General features: G+C 34.2%; 17 protein-coding genes and 3 tRNA genes. 12 read left to right on the top strand and 8 right to left on the bottom strand.

Going from position 1 to position 15410, the window contains the following annotated elements; translation table 11 throughout:
- Positions 1-123: 123 nt before the first annotated feature.
- Genes KAOT1_RS06460 through tgt form a run of 4 tightly spaced genes read right to left on the bottom strand, consistent with a single transcriptional unit; the run spans position 124 to position 4258 of the window.
- The gene (locus KAOT1_RS06460) at positions 124-1077 is read right to left on the bottom strand and encodes an acetyl-CoA carboxylase carboxyltransferase subunit alpha (RefSeq protein WP_007093943.1); all 954 of its coding nucleotides are present in this window, start codon (positions 1075-1077) and stop codon (positions 124-126) included.
- Between the two features lie 51 nt (positions 1078-1128).
- A complete protein-coding gene (locus KAOT1_RS06465; RefSeq protein ID WP_007093944.1) occupies positions 1129-2040 on the bottom strand; it encodes a DMT family transporter in 912 nt (303 codons plus the stop codon).
- Positions 2027-3106 carry an LptF/LptG family permease gene (locus tag KAOT1_RS06470; protein ID WP_007093945.1) on the bottom strand — a complete coding sequence of 360 codons (1080 nt, stop codon included), beginning with the start codon at positions 3104-3106 and terminating at the stop codon, positions 2027-2029. The genes KAOT1_RS06465 and KAOT1_RS06470 overlap by 14 nt, the downstream gene beginning before the upstream one ends.
- Before the next feature lie 21 nt (positions 3107-3127).
- A complete protein-coding gene (tgt, locus tag KAOT1_RS06475) occupies positions 3128-4258 on the bottom strand; it encodes a tRNA guanosine(34) transglycosylase Tgt (RefSeq protein ID WP_007093946.1) in 1131 nt (376 codons plus the stop codon).
- A gap of 368 nt (positions 4259-4626) precedes the next feature.
- Between tgt and KAOT1_RS06480 the strand changes: the two genes are divergently transcribed.
- The 3 genes from KAOT1_RS06480 to KAOT1_RS06490 all read left to right on the top strand — a co-directional run bounded on the left by KAOT1_RS06480 (position 4627) and on the right by KAOT1_RS06490 (position 7125).
- Positions 4627-5472 carry a transketolase gene (locus KAOT1_RS06480; RefSeq protein WP_007093947.1) on the top strand — a complete coding sequence of 282 codons (846 nt, stop codon included), beginning with the start codon at positions 4627-4629 and terminating at the stop codon, positions 5470-5472.
- Between the two features lie 64 nt (positions 5473-5536).
- Positions 5537-6490 (top strand): transketolase family protein, encoded by a 954-nt coding sequence (locus KAOT1_RS06485; protein WP_007093948.1) that lies wholly within the window; start codon positions 5537-5539, stop codon positions 6488-6490.
- Between the two features lie 50 nt (positions 6491-6540).
- Positions 6541-7125, top strand: a complete 585-nt coding sequence (locus KAOT1_RS06490; protein ID WP_007093949.1) for an outer membrane beta-barrel protein — start codon at positions 6541-6543, stop codon at positions 7123-7125.
- Positions 7126-7682: 557 nt separating this feature from the next.
- Here the strand turns inward: KAOT1_RS06490 and KAOT1_RS06495 are convergent.
- The gene (locus tag KAOT1_RS06495; RefSeq protein ID WP_157560067.1) at positions 7683-8684 is read right to left on the bottom strand and encodes an FKBP-type peptidyl-prolyl cis-trans isomerase; all 1002 of its coding nucleotides are present in this window, start codon (positions 8682-8684) and stop codon (positions 7683-7685) included.
- Between the two features lie 79 nt (positions 8685-8763).
- Here KAOT1_RS06495 and KAOT1_RS06500 point away from each other — a divergent pair, with 79 nt between their 5' ends.
- Both KAOT1_RS06500 and KAOT1_RS06505 read left to right on the top strand, forming a co-directional pair.
- Complete coding sequence (locus tag KAOT1_RS06500) at positions 8764-9156, top strand: RNA-binding S4 domain-containing protein (protein WP_040559372.1); 393 nt, start codon at positions 8764-8766, stop codon at positions 9154-9156.
- 104 nt (positions 9157-9260) lie between these two features.
- Entirely contained in the window at positions 9261-9764 is a 504-nt protein-coding gene (locus KAOT1_RS06505) for a phosphoribosyltransferase family protein (RefSeq protein ID WP_007093952.1), read from the top strand.
- Here the strand turns inward: KAOT1_RS06505 and KAOT1_RS06510 are convergent.
- On the bottom strand, positions 9756-10271 hold the full coding sequence (locus KAOT1_RS06510; protein ID WP_007093953.1) for a shikimate kinase: 516 nt from the start codon (positions 10269-10271) through the stop codon (positions 9756-9758). The genes KAOT1_RS06505 and KAOT1_RS06510 overlap by 9 nt on opposite strands.
- 146 nt (positions 10272-10417) lie before the next feature.
- Here KAOT1_RS06510 and KAOT1_RS06515 point away from each other — a divergent pair.
- The 5 genes from KAOT1_RS06515 to KAOT1_RS22780 all read left to right on the top strand — a co-directional run bounded on the left by KAOT1_RS06515 (position 10418) and on the right by KAOT1_RS22780 (position 11413).
- Positions 10418-10490: transfer RNA gene (locus KAOT1_RS06515), tRNA-Lys, on the top strand.
- Between the two features lie 24 nt (positions 10491-10514).
- Positions 10515-10587, top strand: a tRNA-Lys gene (locus KAOT1_RS06520).
- A 53-nt stretch (positions 10588-10640) separates the two neighbouring features.
- Positions 10641-10724 (top strand) — tRNA-Leu (locus tag KAOT1_RS06525).
- 139 nt (positions 10725-10863) lie between these two features.
- A complete protein-coding gene (locus KAOT1_RS22775; RefSeq protein WP_007093954.1) occupies positions 10864-11067 on the top strand; it encodes a hypothetical protein in 204 nt (67 codons plus the stop codon).
- A gap of 202 nt (positions 11068-11269) precedes the next feature.
- Positions 11270-11413, top strand: a complete 144-nt coding sequence (locus tag KAOT1_RS22780; protein WP_007093955.1) for a hypothetical protein — start codon at positions 11270-11272, stop codon at positions 11411-11413.
- Positions 11414-11536: 123 nt separating this feature from the next.
- Here the strand turns inward: KAOT1_RS22780 and KAOT1_RS06530 are convergent, their stop codons facing one another.
- A complete protein-coding gene (locus tag KAOT1_RS06530) occupies positions 11537-12592 on the bottom strand; it encodes a zinc metalloprotease (RefSeq protein ID WP_007093956.1) in 1056 nt (351 codons plus the stop codon).
- A 417-nt stretch (positions 12593-13009) separates the two neighbouring features.
- Entirely contained in the window at positions 13010-13486 is a 477-nt protein-coding gene (locus KAOT1_RS06535; RefSeq protein WP_007093958.1) for a hypothetical protein, read from the bottom strand.
- 119 nt (positions 13487-13605) lie between these two features.
- On the opposite strand from KAOT1_RS06535, the gene KAOT1_RS06540 reads away from it, so the two are divergent.
- Complete coding sequence (locus tag KAOT1_RS06540) at positions 13606-13803, top strand: hypothetical protein (RefSeq protein WP_007093959.1); 198 nt, start codon at positions 13606-13608, stop codon at positions 13801-13803.
- Positions 13804-14037: 234 nt separating this feature from the next.
- Complete coding sequence (locus tag KAOT1_RS06545; RefSeq protein ID WP_157560069.1) at positions 14038-15366, top strand: hypothetical protein; 1329 nt, start codon at positions 14038-14040, stop codon at positions 15364-15366.
- The last annotated feature ends 44 nt before the right edge of the window (positions 15367-15410 follow it).

The following is a 15410-nucleotide window of genomic DNA, read 5'->3' on the forward strand; positions in this document are numbered from 1 at the left end:
TTTTTATTTTAAACTAGAATCTCAACAAAATTATTGTTGATAAGTTCTTTTTTTTGTTGATAAGCGGAAAAAAAATCCGAAGTCTTCACTTCGGATTTTACAATGTTCCTATGTAGTATAGGGTTATCCTTTAAATTCTCCCATTTTAGAATATTTGTCCATGCGAGAACTGACTAAATCTTCTTGTGATAAGTTTTTTAATTTGTCATAGTTTGCAACAATGGCATCACGAACGGCAATAAATGTTCCTTCGCGATCTGTGTGTGCTCCACCAAGAGGTTCTTTGATAATTTCGTCAATTACTTTAATTTTCATTGCATCGGTAGCGGTTAACTTTAAAGCTTCTGCTGCTTTTTCTTTATGTTCCCAACTACGCCATAAGATTGACGAACAGTTTTCTGGAGATATTACTGAATACCACGAGTTTTCTAACATGAGTACGCTGTCTCCAACACCGATTCCTAAGGCTCCACCAGAAGCACCTTCACCAATTATTACGGTGATGATTGGCACTTTTAAGCGTGTCATTTCTAGGATATTTCTCGCAATTGCTTCTCCTTGTCCGCGTTCTTCAGCTTCCAATCCTGGATAAGCTCCTGGAGTATCAATTAAGGTTACGACAGGAATTCCGAATTTTTCAGCGGATTTCATTAATCGCAATGCTTTTCTGTATCCTTCTGGATTTGCCATTCCGAAGTTTCGGTATTGACGTGTTTTTGTGTTGTATCCTTTTTGCTGACCGATAAACATGTATGACTGATCGCCAATTTTACCAAGTCCACCAATCATCGCTTTATCGTCTTTTACATTACGATCACCGTGTAATTCTAGGAAAGAATCGCCACAAAGTGCTTCGATATAATCTAGCGTATATGGTCTGTTTGGATGACGTGATAGTTGTACACGTTGCCAAGCCGATAGGTTTTTGTAGATATCTTTTTTGGTATCTTCTAACTTCTTTTCTATTTGTTGACAAGTTTCAGTAACATCGATATCACTTTCATGCCCGATCGCTACACACTTTGTCAGTTGCTCTTCTAATTCTTTTATAGGTAGCTCAAAATCTAAATATTCCATGCTTTTGAGGTTGTGTTTAGTTGTTTCACTTTACAAATATAAAATTTTAATTTAGGATATTTCAATACCTTCTTGTGATTTTCTTTTTCTGCTGTTTTTTAGGATTCCATTTGCGAGTACCGTAGCAATTACGAGCAAGCTTCCTGAGTAAAATCCTGTGCTCATTTTTTCGTCTATCGGAAATAGTAATAAGGCTAAAATAATTCCGTAAATAATTTCTAAATTATAGGTCAATACGACTGTATACGGACTTATGTATCTCATTATGTGTGTAGATGCAATAAAAGCATAGGCTGTACAAACCGATGCGAGTATGAAAATGTATATCCAATCGTTTAGACTTAACAGGAAGAAATCTTCTTTTAGGAAACCATCTGCGGCAAACGCTAAATAGACAGATATGAATAAAACTCCACAAATAAATTCGTAAAACGAAATGGTAGATGCGTCGTGTTTTTCAACAAATTTTCCGTTTAATACTGCAAATAATGATGATAGAAACGCCGAAGAAACACCTAAAATGATCCCGTAGATGTATTTGAATTCTGTTTTGATAATGATTGAAACGCCAATAATAACAATGATTCCGAAGATAATTTCGTACCAAATTATTTTTCGCTTGTAAACTATAGGCTCTATGAAGGAAGCAAAAAACGCACCTGTAGAAAACATAACCAAAGTGATGGAAACGTTAGAAACATCAATTGCTCCAAAAAAAGTAATCCAATGCAATGCTACTACTATTCCCGCTACTGCAAATTTGAAAAATGTTTGCAGGCTTATTTTGAGTTTGATTTTGGATATTTTGATAAATGCAAACATGAGTATTCCTGCAAGTAACATGCGAAACCAAACTAACGGAATTGCTTTGATACTGATAAGTTTGCCCAATATTGCCGTAAAACCAGCAATAAAGACCAATATGTGTAGATGCAAATAGTTTTTGAGTTTATCGCCTAGCATTGTAGAGTAAATATAAGGCTAATACTCCAAAGACAAGATTAGGTACCCAAACCGCTAACATAGGAGAGAAACCAGATTTTTCTGCCATGGTGCCGAATATTTTATCAAAAAAGATGTAAATAAAAGCAATGGCAATACCAAAAGCGAGATTGAATCCCATTCCGCCTCTACGCTTCATAGAAGATACTGCAACTGCAATAATCGTAAGGATAAAAGCCGTAATTGGCAAACTCCAACGTTTGTATTTTACTAATAAATGCTTGTTAACATTTGGCGAACCTGATTGTTTTTCTTTGGCTATAAATTTGTCTAATTCCTGATAGTTTAACGTTTCTGCCATGTAGGTTACTGGCGTTAAATCGTCTACTTCAAACGGAAATATGGTGTCAAATTTTCGTTGGTTGACAAGACTATCATTCATAGCACCAACAATACGTTTTTTAAAACCTCGCAAGGTGTATGTACTATCGTCTTCATTATATTTTATACTACGAGCTTGTATTTTGTATTCCAATACATTGTCTTCAAAATGCTCTAGCGTAAAGTTGTCTCCACGTTTGCTATCAAAACTGAAACTTTTTAGATAAATAAAATCGTTTTCTGTGACTTGCTTGTAGATTTCTAAATTGTCACGTACTTTTTTTCGTCCTTTTTTGATGTATTCGAATCGGAATTCGTTAAAACCTTTGCTAGCGTTTGGAACGATATACATTCCCATGACAAAAGCTACAATTGCTACAATGGATGCAGCTACTAAAAATGGTCGTAAGAAACGTAAATACGAAACTCCCGAACTTAAGATCGCGATAATTTCGGTGTCGTTGGCAAGCTTAGACGTAAACCAAATTACCGAAAGAAATAAGAATATGGGAAATAAGAGATTGGCAAAGTAAATGACAAAGTTTACATAATAGAGAACGATTTCGTCTGTTGGCGCTTTTGATGCCAACATTTTATCAATATTTTCAGAAATATCTACCATAATCCCAATTGGGACAAATAGTAATAACATTACAGAGAACGTTAAGAGATATTTTTTAATGATATACCAATCTAGTATTTTCATTTGCTCACTTTGTATTGTTTGTTACAGACGTTTATCCATTTGTTTGACCATTTTATTTTTCCAAGCGTCAAAATCTCCTGCTAATATATGTTTTCTTGCTTCCCTAACCAACCAAAGGTAAAATCCTAGATTGTGAATGGTTGCAATTTGTTTTCCAAGTAACTCATTTACTGTAAATAAGTGACGTACATATGCTTTTGAATATTCCAAATCGACATAAGTAATGCCCATTTCATCAATTGGAGAAAAATCGTCTGCCCATTTTTTATTTTTGATGTTGATGGTTCCGTGTGCCGTAAATAACATTCCGTTTCTGGCATTACGTGTTGGCATGACACAGTCAAACATATCGACGCCTAAAGCGATGTTTTCTAAAATATTGATAGGTGTTCCAACGCCCATTAAATAACGTGGTTTGTCTTCTGGAAGAATGGAACATACAACATCTGTCATTGCATACATTTCTTCGGCTGGTTCTCCTACAGATAATCCGCCAATGGCATTTCCTTCCGCTTCACGAGAAGCAATGAATTCTGCTGATTGTTTACGTAAGTCTTTGTACGTACTTCCTTGAACAATCGGAAAAAATGTTTGACTGTAATCGTATTTATAGGGTGTTTTTTCTAAATGTGCAATGCAACGATCTAGCCAACGATGTGTCATGTGCATCGAACGCTTTGCATAACGATAATCACACGGATATGGCGTACATTCGTCAAAAGCCATAATGATATCAGCTCCAATAGTACGTTGAATTTCCATGACATTTTCTGGTGTAAAGAAATGATACGAACCGTCAATATGTGATTTGAATTTTACACCTTCTTCCTTTATTTTTCTGTTGGCAGAAAGCGAATATACTTGATATCCGCCAGAATCTGTCAATATATTACGATCCCAATTGATGAATTTATGCAATCCGCCTGCTTTTTCTAAAATTTCAGTTTGTGGACGTAAGTATAAATGATAGGTGTTTCCTAAAATAATATCTGGATTGATGTCTTCTTTTAGTTCACGTTGGTGCACACCTTTTACGGTTCCAATGGTTCCCACAGGCATAAAAATGGGTGTTTCAATCGTTCCGTGATCGGTAGTAAGCGTTGCCGCTCTTGCCTTGCTTAATGGGTCTTTTCCTTGTAATTCAAATTTCATTATCGAGTCGCTATTGCCTGTTTTTTGTTTGTATGTTTCCGAGAGACACTTCTGGCGAAAGCCGTAAAAGTATCATTTTTTATACAACATACATTTGGCGTCATCAGTTGGCAAATATAGGTAAGATTCACTGATGATTTTACTAATAAAAAATTAAAATTTGGGAATTCACAGTTGATTCTTTTTTCTTATTCACTTTTTTTAGTTTCAACAAAGTCATTACCTATTCATTTTCAATTATTTACCTATCATCTTTCACTTTTAGGTTTATTCACAGCATTTCGTTAATAAAAGCCTACAAACTTGTTTTGTTAACGCCGTTTTATAACTTACTTTTGGGACTTTAAAAAACTACTAATAAACACACAATGTCTGATAACAAATCATTAGAAAATTTAGTCACTCAAGTTCGTAGAGATATCTTGAGAATGGTACATAAAGTAAATTCTGGGCATCCAGGAGGTTCTTTAGGATGTGCTGAATTTTTAGTCACACTGTATAATGATATAATGAAACTGAATGACGGTTTCGCAATGGACGGAAAAGAAGAAGATGTTTTCTTTTTGTCAAATGGTCATATTTCCCCTGTAATTTATAGCGTTTTGGCACGTAGAGGTTATTTCCCTGTGGAAGAATTAAACACATTTCGTTTGCTAGATTCTCGTCTGCAAGGACATCCAACAACGCATGAAGGTTTGCCAGGAATTCGTATTGCTTCTGGTTCGCTTGGACAAGGAATGTCGGTCGCTATTGGAACAGCATTAACAAAGAAATTAAACGGAGACAATCACTTGGTATATTCTTTACATGGTGATGGCGAATTGCAAGAAGGACAAATTTGGGAAGCTGCAATGTATGCTGCCGGAAATAAGGTTGATAATTATATTGCTACGATTGATTATAACAAAAAGCAAATTGATGGCGCAACAGACGATGTGTTACCTTTAGGCTCACTTACTGCAAAATTTGAAGCCTTTGGTTGGGATGTATTAGCCATTGAAAACGGAAACGATATTCAAGCGATTAAAGATGGATTAGCAGAAGCAAAATCAAGAACTGGAAAAGGAAAACCTGTTTGTGTGCTATTACACACGGAAATGGGGAATGGTGTTGATTTTATGATGCATACACACGCTTGGCACGGAAAAGCACCAAACGACGAACAACTAGAAAGCGCCTTGGCGCAAAACCCTGAAACGTTAGGCGATTATTAATTCCTAATGTTCTAAAAACTAAGTTTAACTACAAAAAGTTACCCGATTTCTCGGGCATTTAAAGATGAAAAAATATACAAATACAGGAAATAAAGATACACGTTCAGGGTTTGGAGACGGATTAACTGAGCTTGGAAAAACGAATGAAAATGTCGTAGCACTCTGTGCTGATTTAACAGGATCATTGAAAATGAATGCTTTTAAAGACAATCATCCAGAACGTTTTTTCCAAATTGGAATTGCAGAAGCTAACATGATCGGAATTGCCGCAGGAATGACGATTGGTGGAAAGATTCCGTTTACAGGAACTTTTGCTAACTTTTCTACAGGTCGTGTATACGATCAAATTCGTCAATCGGTTGCGTATTCTGATAAAAACGTAAAAATTTGTGCTTCACACGCAGGAATTACATTAGGTGAAGATGGTGCAACTCACCAAATTTTAGAAGATATCGGTTTGATGAAAATGTTACCAGGCATGACAGTAATTAACACCTGTGATTACAACCAAACCAAAGCGGCAACTTTAGCAATCGCAGAACATCACGGACCTGTGTATTTGCGTTTCGGTCGTCCAAAAGTAGCGAATTTTACTCCAGAAGATCAAAAATTTGAAATTGGAAAAGCAGTACAACTTACCGAAGGAACTGATGTAACAATTGTGGCAACAGGACATTTGGTTTGGGAAGCATTGCAAGCTGCTGAAACTTTAGAAGCAGCAGGAATTTCTGCAGAAGTAATCAATATTCACACCATTAAACCCTTAGACGAAGAAGCTATTTTAACTTCAGTTGGAAAAACTGGTTGTGTTGTTACTGCAGAAGAACATAATTTCCTTGGAGGATTGGGCGAAAGTGTTGCACGTACACTCGCATTAAACACACCTGCTCCACAAGAATTTGTTGCCACACAAGATACCTTTGGGGAATCTGGAACGCCAGCACAATTGATGGAAAAATATGGTTTAAATGCCGCTTCAATTGTAAAAGCTACGAAAAAAGTAATTAGCAGAAAATAATAAATGTTGAAATAAAATCGTTTCTTTAGTATAACAAAAACATTAAAATCATGAAAAACAACCTATTATGTTTCGTATTTCTGTTGGCTTCTGCAACGTGTTTTGCACAGTTTGGAGTGAAAGCAGGATTGAATTTTAACTCAAACGGAGAATTGCGTGAAATTGTTACGGCTGGAGAAAATATTATTGAAGACAGCGGTGATGCAAAAATTGGCTATCACATTGGTGCATACTACGAATTGAATTTTAGCAAATTGTATTTACGACCAGAAGTTGTCTACACAAAAACGAAAAGTGAATACGGCTCTAGCGCGTACGACATGTCAAAAATTGATGTTCCTGTGTTATTAGGATTAGACGTTATCGGACCGCTTAGTGTATTTGCCGGACCTTCATTTCAGTACACGTTAGATAATGATTTGGAAGATGCAACCATTTCAGATGTAGAAAATGATATTACGGTTGGTTTCAACTTTGGAGCTGCGGTAAAATTTGGAAATATCGGATTGGATGTGCGCTATGAAAGAGGTTTTACAGAAAATGAAGCGAATATTTTAGACTCAAATAATGTGCAAATAGGAACTTTAGATTCTAGACCGAGTCAACTTATTTTCAGTCTTTCATTACGATTGTAAACTATATTTCAATAAAAAATACAAAAGCACTTTTCTCATTACGGAAAGTGCTTTTTTTTGTTCCCTTTCGGGAGAATTGATCTATTTTCAAAAATCATTTCGGGGAATCTTACTAGAACAGTTTCTACATCAAAACAGATGCATCAGGTGTTTTCTAAAACTATTGAAACGTCTCTGATACATAAGTTATTTAACGTCAGTTCGATATAACTATTTCATTATAAAATTGATTGTCAGCAGATTATACTTAATGTCAAATCGAGCATTATTGAAATTAAAATATATTTTAATTGAAGATACCTAGCGTAGCTATCGAGATTCAATCGAAATTTTATTTTTTATAGTGTTCTCGACTGCGCTCGAACTGACAATTAGTTATTTTTCAGTGAATTATGAACTATATAGTGATTTGTTAAGTCGAACTCACGTTACTTACTATTTTTAAGCGAAAATTACACACGATTCCTAACTGCTAAAATACTTTCTAAAGAAGAAATCCAATCACAAAAAAAGCACCTCTTTCGAAGTGCTTTTCAGTAGTTATATTTCAGTTTGCTTTAGTTTGCATCTAAATAATCTGGTATACCATCACCATCAGTATCTGTCAACACAACAGTTCTTATTGTTGTTACACCATCATCATCGGTATCACGTGTTTTTTCAAACTCATTAGAAGCCAAAACAGGTTCAGCATCGCCAGGATTTAATGTATACGTATTTTGAACAACTTCATTTACTGTAATCGTTCCATCGCCATCATCGTCAGAATCTCTAAAATTTGCAATTCCATCACCATCTGTATCATCATCCAACACATCATTATCTCCATCTAAATCTTCCATAGAAGACAACAATCCGTCAACATCCGTATCTAGAAAATCTGCATCAAATACATTAAAAGTGAAAATTAATGGAGAATACGCAGGAATTCCAGGTTGTAATACACTAAAATACCCCAAACCTGATGGAATAAAGATCGCTCCTATTCCACCGTTTCTAGCTTCTAAGAAACCATTAGAACCTTCTACGATATCTTCTGCCGTATGAAACTCAGGCAATCCTAATTGAAAACCTCTTACAGTACTTACCGTAGCACCTACTAAAGGAATTGTTTCTTGTGTAATTCTAACATCAAAAGTATCCAAATTTAACAATTGTCCTCTGTACGTCAACTCAACTGCATCAAAGCTAGTGTATTCTTTTCCGCCACCTTCACGAAGTTTCAATACATAATATTTGTAATCAACATCAAGATACGTAGTTGTTCTTACTTCAACTTGATCTATCAATGGAATTTTATCCGCATTTGCGCCTGCAATCGTATCTAAAACCATTACAAAATTATCATTTGCGGCACTTTCAGGATTCGTTAAATCGAAATCATCATAATTATAAAAATGTGTGCTTAAAAATTCTATCAGCGCGGCATCATCTTCTACTTGTTGTTCTGCTCTATCGCGCAATTCTGCAAAAGTTGCGACATCATCATCACTTTTGCACGAAAAAATAATGGCAAACGCGACTGTCATTAGGAATGTAAATTTTACAAACTTCATCATTGTTTTTAAATTTTGGGTTGCAAGATACAATTTTATCCTACTTTTGTATATTCTTTAACGTAGTTTTTAGAGATTTTGTATGAGGATAGATAAATACCTTTGGTGTGTGCGTTATTATAAAACCCGAAACATGGCAACAACTGCATGTAAGAAGGGACATGTAAAGATAAATGGCGCTACTGTAAAACCATCACGAGATGTATATGCAACCGATAAAATAGAAGTTCGTAAAGATCAAATTACAAGACATTTAACCGTGTTAGATATTCCGCCGAGTCGTGTTGGCGCTAAATTAGTTGATATTTACCGAGTAGATACAACTCCAAAAGAAAACTTTGAACATCTTGAATTATTGAAGTTTTCAAAAGATCATTATCGAAAGAAAGGAATGGGAAGACCAACGAAGAAAGATCGTCGGGAAATTGATGAATATCTAGATGATAATCTTGATGATGATGAAAGTAATTCTTAATTTTACTCCATTATCAAGCATATAAAAGCTTAAATTTTACCCTGCAATCAAACACAGCTACTTTACAAGTTTTCACTGTAGTCGTTTATTTAAATTTTGAACTTATGACCGTAACGGGAAATATTATATTAAATCACCAACAAATTCAGCACAAAACACGTCGTATTGCGTATCAAATTTTGGAATCGAATGTAAATGAAGAAGAAATTATCATCGCAGGAATTGCCAACAACGGATTTATATTCGCTCAAAAAATCAAAGTGGAATTAGAAAAAATTACAGATGCTACCATTACGTTGTGCGAAGTAAAGGTTGACAAGCAAAATCCGTTGCAAAACATCACAACTTCATTATCCAAAGAAGACTATACCAACAAACCTTTGGTTTTAATTGATGATGTACTTAACTCAGGTACAACACTCATTTATGGTGTAAGACACTTTTTAGACGTGCCTTTAAAGAATTTTAAAACAGCAGTATTGGTAAATAGAAATCACAAGAAATATCCTATAAAGGCAGATTTTAAAGGAATTTCACTGTCTACTTCTATTCAAGAACACATTGATGTTGTTTTTGCGAAAGAAAATGACACTGCGTATTTAGTGTAAACTTTCTCTAATTTCTTCAACCAATATTTCTATCGTTTTATTATCTGTAAAAATATGATGTGTTGCCTGTTGGTAGAAAACATTTCGTTCAAACAAATGCTTTCCTATAAATTCTGGCAAATCTTCATCAGAAATGTTTCGAATCAATGGTCGTTTTGCTTTTTCGTCCTTCACTCTATTGATAATCTCTGGAATGGAAGTCTGTAAATAAAATGTATCTTTCGTGTATTCATGGATGAGATTCATATTATTCGCATAACAAGGTGTTCCGCCACCTAAAGATAAAATCATCGCTTCTTTAGTTTCCAAAACCTCTTTTAAATATTGGTGCTCTTTCATTCTAAAATAGATTTCTCCTTTCGTTTCAAAAATCTCTGCAATGGTTTTTTCCTCTTTTATCTCAATATAAGTATCTAAATCTATCACAGGAAGTGCTAACAGTTTTCCCAACAATTTTGAAACTGAACTCTTTCCACTTGCCATATATCCTAAAAGTACGATTGTCATCTGTGTATTATAATTAATTTATTTTTAAGTGCTTACAAAAATCAGAAAAAAAAAGATGAAATTATATTAAAAAACACTTGAAAAATAAAATTATGATGTTATATTTGCACCCGCATTCAGGGAATTAATTATTATTCTTTTTGAATGACCTGGTAGCTCAGTTGGTAGAGCATCTCCCTTTTAAGGAGAGGGTCCTGGGTTCGAGCCCCAGCCAGGTCACAAATTATACCACAAAGGTCTTATGACCTGGTAGCTCAGTTGGTAGAGCATCTCCCTTTTAAGGAGAGGGTCCTGGGTTCGAGCCCCAGCCAGGTCACAAAAGGAGTTAAGCAATTGCTTAACTTTTTTTATTTTTGCAAAGCACATTTTACCGAAGTGCTGGAATTGGTAGACAGGCATGGTTGAGGGCCATGTGTTCATTAGAGCGTGTGGGTTCGACTCCCATCTTCGGTACTGAAATTATTTTTAAGCAAAATCCCAACAGCAATGTTGGGATTTTTTATATATAAAACTACTTTAACTTTTGTTTAATATTATTTTCATTTTGTTTTTGTTTCTTAGCTATATTATTAATTAAAAAAAATGATTACTCATGAAAAAAAGAAATCTTAAATCGTTAAATCTTAACAAAAAGTCTATTTCTAATTTAGATGTTTCAGAATCAAGGATATTTGGAGGAGAAAGCGGTAATATGCTTTGTGTGCCGCCACCAAACCCTGATACAAAAAACCCTGGTACATGTGTTGATAATAGTGGGCTTAGACTTTGTCAATCAAATGTTCTTAATTGCAATTAATGCGTTAAACAATTTATTTAGTCTTCTTCAAAATGAAGATATAAATTCTAATTAAAGCGAACTTCGGTTCGCTTTTTTTAATATATTTAAAATCAATTGAATAAGTATTACATGAAATATATAAATCAAGATATATATTTTTTGCTTTCATAATTCTTTATGGCTTACTTTGATACATTATAAACCTTTAAATTATTTAATTATGAAAAAAAGAGATTTAAAATCGTTAGCACTTAACAAAAAATTAGTTTCTAATTTTGACACTCCTGTGATTAAAGGAGGAGGAACTCATTATGAGTCAATTTGTGATTGTCCAACTACCATACGTACAATTACTTTTAAATAATTTGATTTTACATCAAATAAAATGTGAACTTCGGTACACTTTTTTAATATATTTAAAACAAAAATCCCAACATGTAAATCATGTTGGGATTTTAATTTTATAGAGAAATTTTTACAATCATTTTTACCAATTGTAATTTGCTTCAGTCATCTTACTTTCGTTACCATTGGCATCAACAGCAGTGACCATCATTTTATATCCGCTTCGAAACTTACGTTTTAATTCTCTACTATAACTATTGGATGTTCTGGTACGATAATGATACCAACCTGTTTTTCCTGTTTCTTTAATATTATTGTAGATTTTATAACTCATCGCGCCTGGTACAGCATTCCAAGTCATTGTAAGTTCCTCATCGCCATCGTGGTATGCTTGTACATTAGTTGGCGCAGTGATTCCTAATGGATATAATGTATCCACAGCAGTTCTATCACCTGTAGAAAGTCCACTGCTCAACGTACAAGCTGTTCCGCCATTCATTACAGAATTAGAATCGCTCGTAGGTGTTCCTGCAATGTGAGTTCCGAATGAAGTATTGGTATGTGCAAATGTCAAACAGTGTCCTAATTCATGAATCATGTTGTAAAAACGCAAATTATTGGTTAAGGTACATGGATTAAAGTCCAAATTGATTCGAACTCTATAACCTGGCATTCCGTCAGACGTTGGAAATTCTGCTGCAGCAATTGTACTGCTTGGTAACGGATCAGAACTGTCGCTCATCACTTCAATTTCAGGATTGAATAAAAATCCACCGTTATACGGCCAATAGTAATCAGTTTCATACAAGAATATAGAACTACCAGAATTTGCATTCCAATGATTCATTGCATCTCTAGTGGCTGTCTTCCAATTAGAAGGTAAAGAAGGATCAATACGAACACCAATTGTATTATGGTCTACCAAATAGGTTGTTCTTCGTTGCTTAGGCGTCATATTATCATCCGTGCGTTGTGGTCTTCCAGTTTTGGAAAACATAATATCATCTCCAACTAAGAAATACGAACCCATGTCTAAGATATCTTTTTCAGAAAATCCTAAGTTGATAATCTCTTTTAATACCAATTCAGATTGATCTTCAAGGACACTACTTTCCTCTACAGTTTCAATAGTATCCGTACTACAACTAAACATTGCAAAGAATACCATAACTATTAATAAAAATTTACTTTTTTTCATGTTGAATATTTTTTTGGTTTTCCAAACTTATCCAAACATCATCAGGCAAACGTATGGAAAAATAGTATTTTATCTACGGTTACAATAAGTTAACACCTACATTAAGTTTTAATAATGAATTAATATTGATAAGTTTACAAATAGTGTAGCGACATGCTTTTTTAGCATCCTAAATTTGATGATTTAGGGTAATATTGCTTGTTTTCAGTAGCCAATTGATAGTTATTTGATGCAATTATTAATTGTTAAAATCAAATATTATGTTAGAAAATCTTAAAAAGTACGAAACAGAAAATGCTCAATTTTTACAAGGTGGCGTGGGAAGCGACGGCGGAAACAGTGAAAGTCAAAGTGATTTTTAGAAACATCTTTTATCTTTAACGATAACTAATCTTTAGATGTCACACTAAAGATTAGTTATTTCATTTCTTGAATCTGCGTATAATCTGCGAATTCGGTATTTTCTAATTCTTTTTGAATGACTTTTTTGGCAATTTCAGCATCAACAACCAAGCAAGCGACTTCCATTGTTCCGCTACCAATACTTCCTCCATCAACTTCCCCAAGTCCTGTCCAGCCTAAAATTTGATCTAGTTTTTCTTCTAAAAGATATCTTTTATCCAAATCTGCTTCGCTGCCAAAACCATCAACCGTATACACAATTTCGAGTATAGTTTTTGCATCATCTTCAAATTCGTGATATCCTTCTTTTATTTTTTGATCGATGAGTTTTTGAATCGATTTTTGAAGACTTGAAAAAAAACCAACTGTGATTTCCTTAAATTCACCTTCGTCGCCAACAATTCCCCAATGAATAGTTGCTGTTTTACGACTATCTTCCCAAGTTTCCCAATAATGCAATTTTCCGTTTACCGTTTTATAGAGTTTTAGCATGTGCTGAATTTTATATAAAATATTCCTTAATTTACTGTTTTTACAAGAATTACGGAGTTACCGTAAAAGATTCTCAATTTATTTTTTTAATTTTTTGATCGAAATTAAAACATATTCTTATGAAAAGAAAAACTTTAAAAACGTTGAAATTAAACAAAAAATCTATTTCTAACTTGAACGCTTCTTCAATTAAAGGTGGTACATTAATATCTATTGTTAATCCAATAATTTGTGCACAAACAGAAGGAACTTGCATTAATACTCATTGTGAAGACGGAATAGTTTGTGACCTACAAGATCCTAAACCAAAGCAGTAAACCCTGTTAAATTGGCAACTATTTTAATTTTAATCGAATCAAAACACATTTTAATAAAAGAATATTGAAAAGATTGAAATTAAACAAAAAATCTATTTCAACTTATAAAATATAAAATCTCAGCAGCAATGTTGAGATTTTTTTATTGGTCGTAGAATACAATTGAATCTCGTTTTCGGTACAAATTTTGTGCGTTTATATAGATAAACCGATTAAATTGAAATTATGAAAACAATGACCACACTACTCGTTACCACTTTGTGTGTGTTTGTGAGCGTTACCTCGAAAGCGCAAAACAATTGCAAAGAAATTTTGTCACTTTTTGATGAAAATGTTAAAACAAAACGCTTTGAACAAGCCAAACCGCAATTGGCTTTTCTGCGGGAAAATTGTGCAACTTTACATTACGGAATTTACGCTCGTGGCGAAACATTGCTGAAACATGAATTGAAGAAAGCTTCCGATAAGAAAACGGTCGCTCTAAAACTGATTACTTTGTATGAAGACCGATTGAAATTGTATCCTGAAAAAACTAAGAAAGGAACGTTTTTACCAAGAATTGGCGCATTAATGATTAATCATGAGATTGGAACTACGGAAGCACAATACAAGCTCTTTCACGAAGCTTTTACTACTGATAAAACAAATTTTAAACACGTACGGCATTTATATCATTATTTTGAGTTGTATTACAAAATGTACAAATCAGAGAATTATGGCGTTTCTCTCGAAAACCTGATAGAAAAGTATGAAGTTGTTTCAAAGAAGTTTGCTACCGAAAAAACACGCCTTATCAACATTCAAAACACTTCTAAAGAACAGAAAAAAATAGATCGAGCAACGAAAACTATTTCAGGAATCGATCAGTTTACAAAAAATATGAACATTATTATTGAAAAAGAAGCAACTTGCGAAACGCTGATTCCGATGTATGAAAAGGAGTTTCAAACACATAAAAGTGATCTGCAATGGATGCGAAAAGCCGCTGGAAAATTGGACGCAAAAGCATGTAAAAATGATGCATTATTCATAGAACTCGTAGAAACTATTGATGCGCTAGAACCAAGTGCAAACTCCAAGTTGTATTTGCATAAGATTCACGCTCGCAAAGGCAATTCCGCGAAAGCGAAAACTTATTTAGATGCGTATTTAGCTCTAGAAACAGATAGAATTAAAAAAGCAAAAATATTGAATAAGGAAGGAGACAAAGCCGCTAAAAAAGGACAGAAAGCCAAAGCACGTACATATTATTTGGCAGCTGTAAAGGCGAATCCGAATTCAGGAAGATCATATTTGAAGCTCGCCAAATTGTACGCTACAAGCGCAAATGCCTGCGGAACTGATGAATTTACCAAAAAAGCAGTGTATTGGAAAGCCGCCGAAATGGCGAGAAAAGCTGCAAGTGTAGATGCTTCCGCAAAGAAAGAAGCTACCGAATGGATAGCGCGTTACATGAGCTTGGCGCCCGATAAACCTGCAGTATTTAACAAAGGATTTAATGGCGGCGAAAAAATTGACATGAATTGTTGGATTGGCGGAACTGTAACTGTTCCGAAGTTGTAATTTTTAACAAAATGTTTAAAAAACCGCCTTTATTTGTTAATTTA

Source organism: Kordia algicida OT-1, from assembly GCF_000154725.1.
Classification (GTDB): Bacteria; Bacteroidota; Bacteroidia; order Flavobacteriales; family Flavobacteriaceae; genus Kordia; species Kordia algicida.

Excerpts from the sequence above, each read along its gene's own strand:
- KAOT1_RS06540 (WP_007093959.1), top strand. The coding sequence starts at position 13,606 with ATGAAAAGAAAAACTTTAAAAACGTTGAAATTAAACAAAAAATCTATT.
- KAOT1_RS06470 (WP_007093945.1), bottom strand. The coding sequence starts at position 3,106 with ATGAAAATACTAGATTGGTATATCATTAAAAAATATCTCTTAACGTTC.
- KAOT1_RS06490 (WP_007093949.1), top strand. The coding sequence starts at position 6,541 with ATGAAAAACAACCTATTATGTTTCGTATTTCTGTTGGCTTCTGCAACG.
- tgt (WP_007093946.1), bottom strand. The coding sequence starts at position 4,258 with ATGAAATTTGAATTACAAGGAAAAGACCCATTAAGCAAGGCAAGAGCG.
- KAOT1_RS06505 (WP_007093952.1), top strand. The coding sequence starts at position 9,261 with ATGACCGTAACGGGAAATATTATATTAAATCACCAACAAATTCAGCAC.
- KAOT1_RS06480 (WP_007093947.1), top strand. The coding sequence starts at position 4,627 with ATGTCTGATAACAAATCATTAGAAAATTTAGTCACTCAAGTTCGTAGA.
- KAOT1_RS06500 (WP_040559372.1), top strand. The coding sequence starts at position 8,764 with ATGAGGATAGATAAATACCTTTGGTGTGTGCGTTATTATAAAACCCGA.
- KAOT1_RS06485 (WP_007093948.1), top strand. The coding sequence starts at position 5,537 with ATGAAAAAATATACAAATACAGGAAATAAAGATACACGTTCAGGGTTT.
- KAOT1_RS06495 (WP_157560067.1), bottom strand. The coding sequence starts at position 8,684 with ATGATGAAGTTTGTAAAATTTACATTCCTAATGACAGTCGCGTTTGCC.
- KAOT1_RS22780 (WP_007093955.1), top strand. The coding sequence starts at position 11,270 with ATGAAAAAAAGAGATTTAAAATCGTTAGCACTTAACAAAAAATTAGTT.
- KAOT1_RS06510 (WP_007093953.1), bottom strand. The coding sequence starts at position 10,271 with ATGACAATCGTACTTTTAGGATATATGGCAAGTGGAAAGAGTTCAGTT.
- KAOT1_RS06530 (WP_007093956.1), bottom strand. The coding sequence starts at position 12,592 with ATGAAAAAAAGTAAATTTTTATTAATAGTTATGGTATTCTTTGCAATG.
- KAOT1_RS22775 (WP_007093954.1), top strand. The coding sequence starts at position 10,864 with ATGAAAAAAAGAAATCTTAAATCGTTAAATCTTAACAAAAAGTCTATT.
- KAOT1_RS06460 (WP_007093943.1), bottom strand. The coding sequence starts at position 1,077 with ATGGAATATTTAGATTTTGAGCTACCTATAAAAGAATTAGAAGAGCAA.
- KAOT1_RS06465 (WP_007093944.1), bottom strand. The coding sequence starts at position 2,040 with ATGCTAGGCGATAAACTCAAAAACTATTTGCATCTACACATATTGGTC.
- KAOT1_RS06545 (WP_157560069.1), top strand. The coding sequence starts at position 14,038 with ATGACCACACTACTCGTTACCACTTTGTGTGTGTTTGTGAGCGTTACC.
- KAOT1_RS06535 (WP_007093958.1), bottom strand. The coding sequence starts at position 13,486 with ATGCTAAAACTCTATAAAACGGTAAACGGAAAATTGCATTATTGGGAA.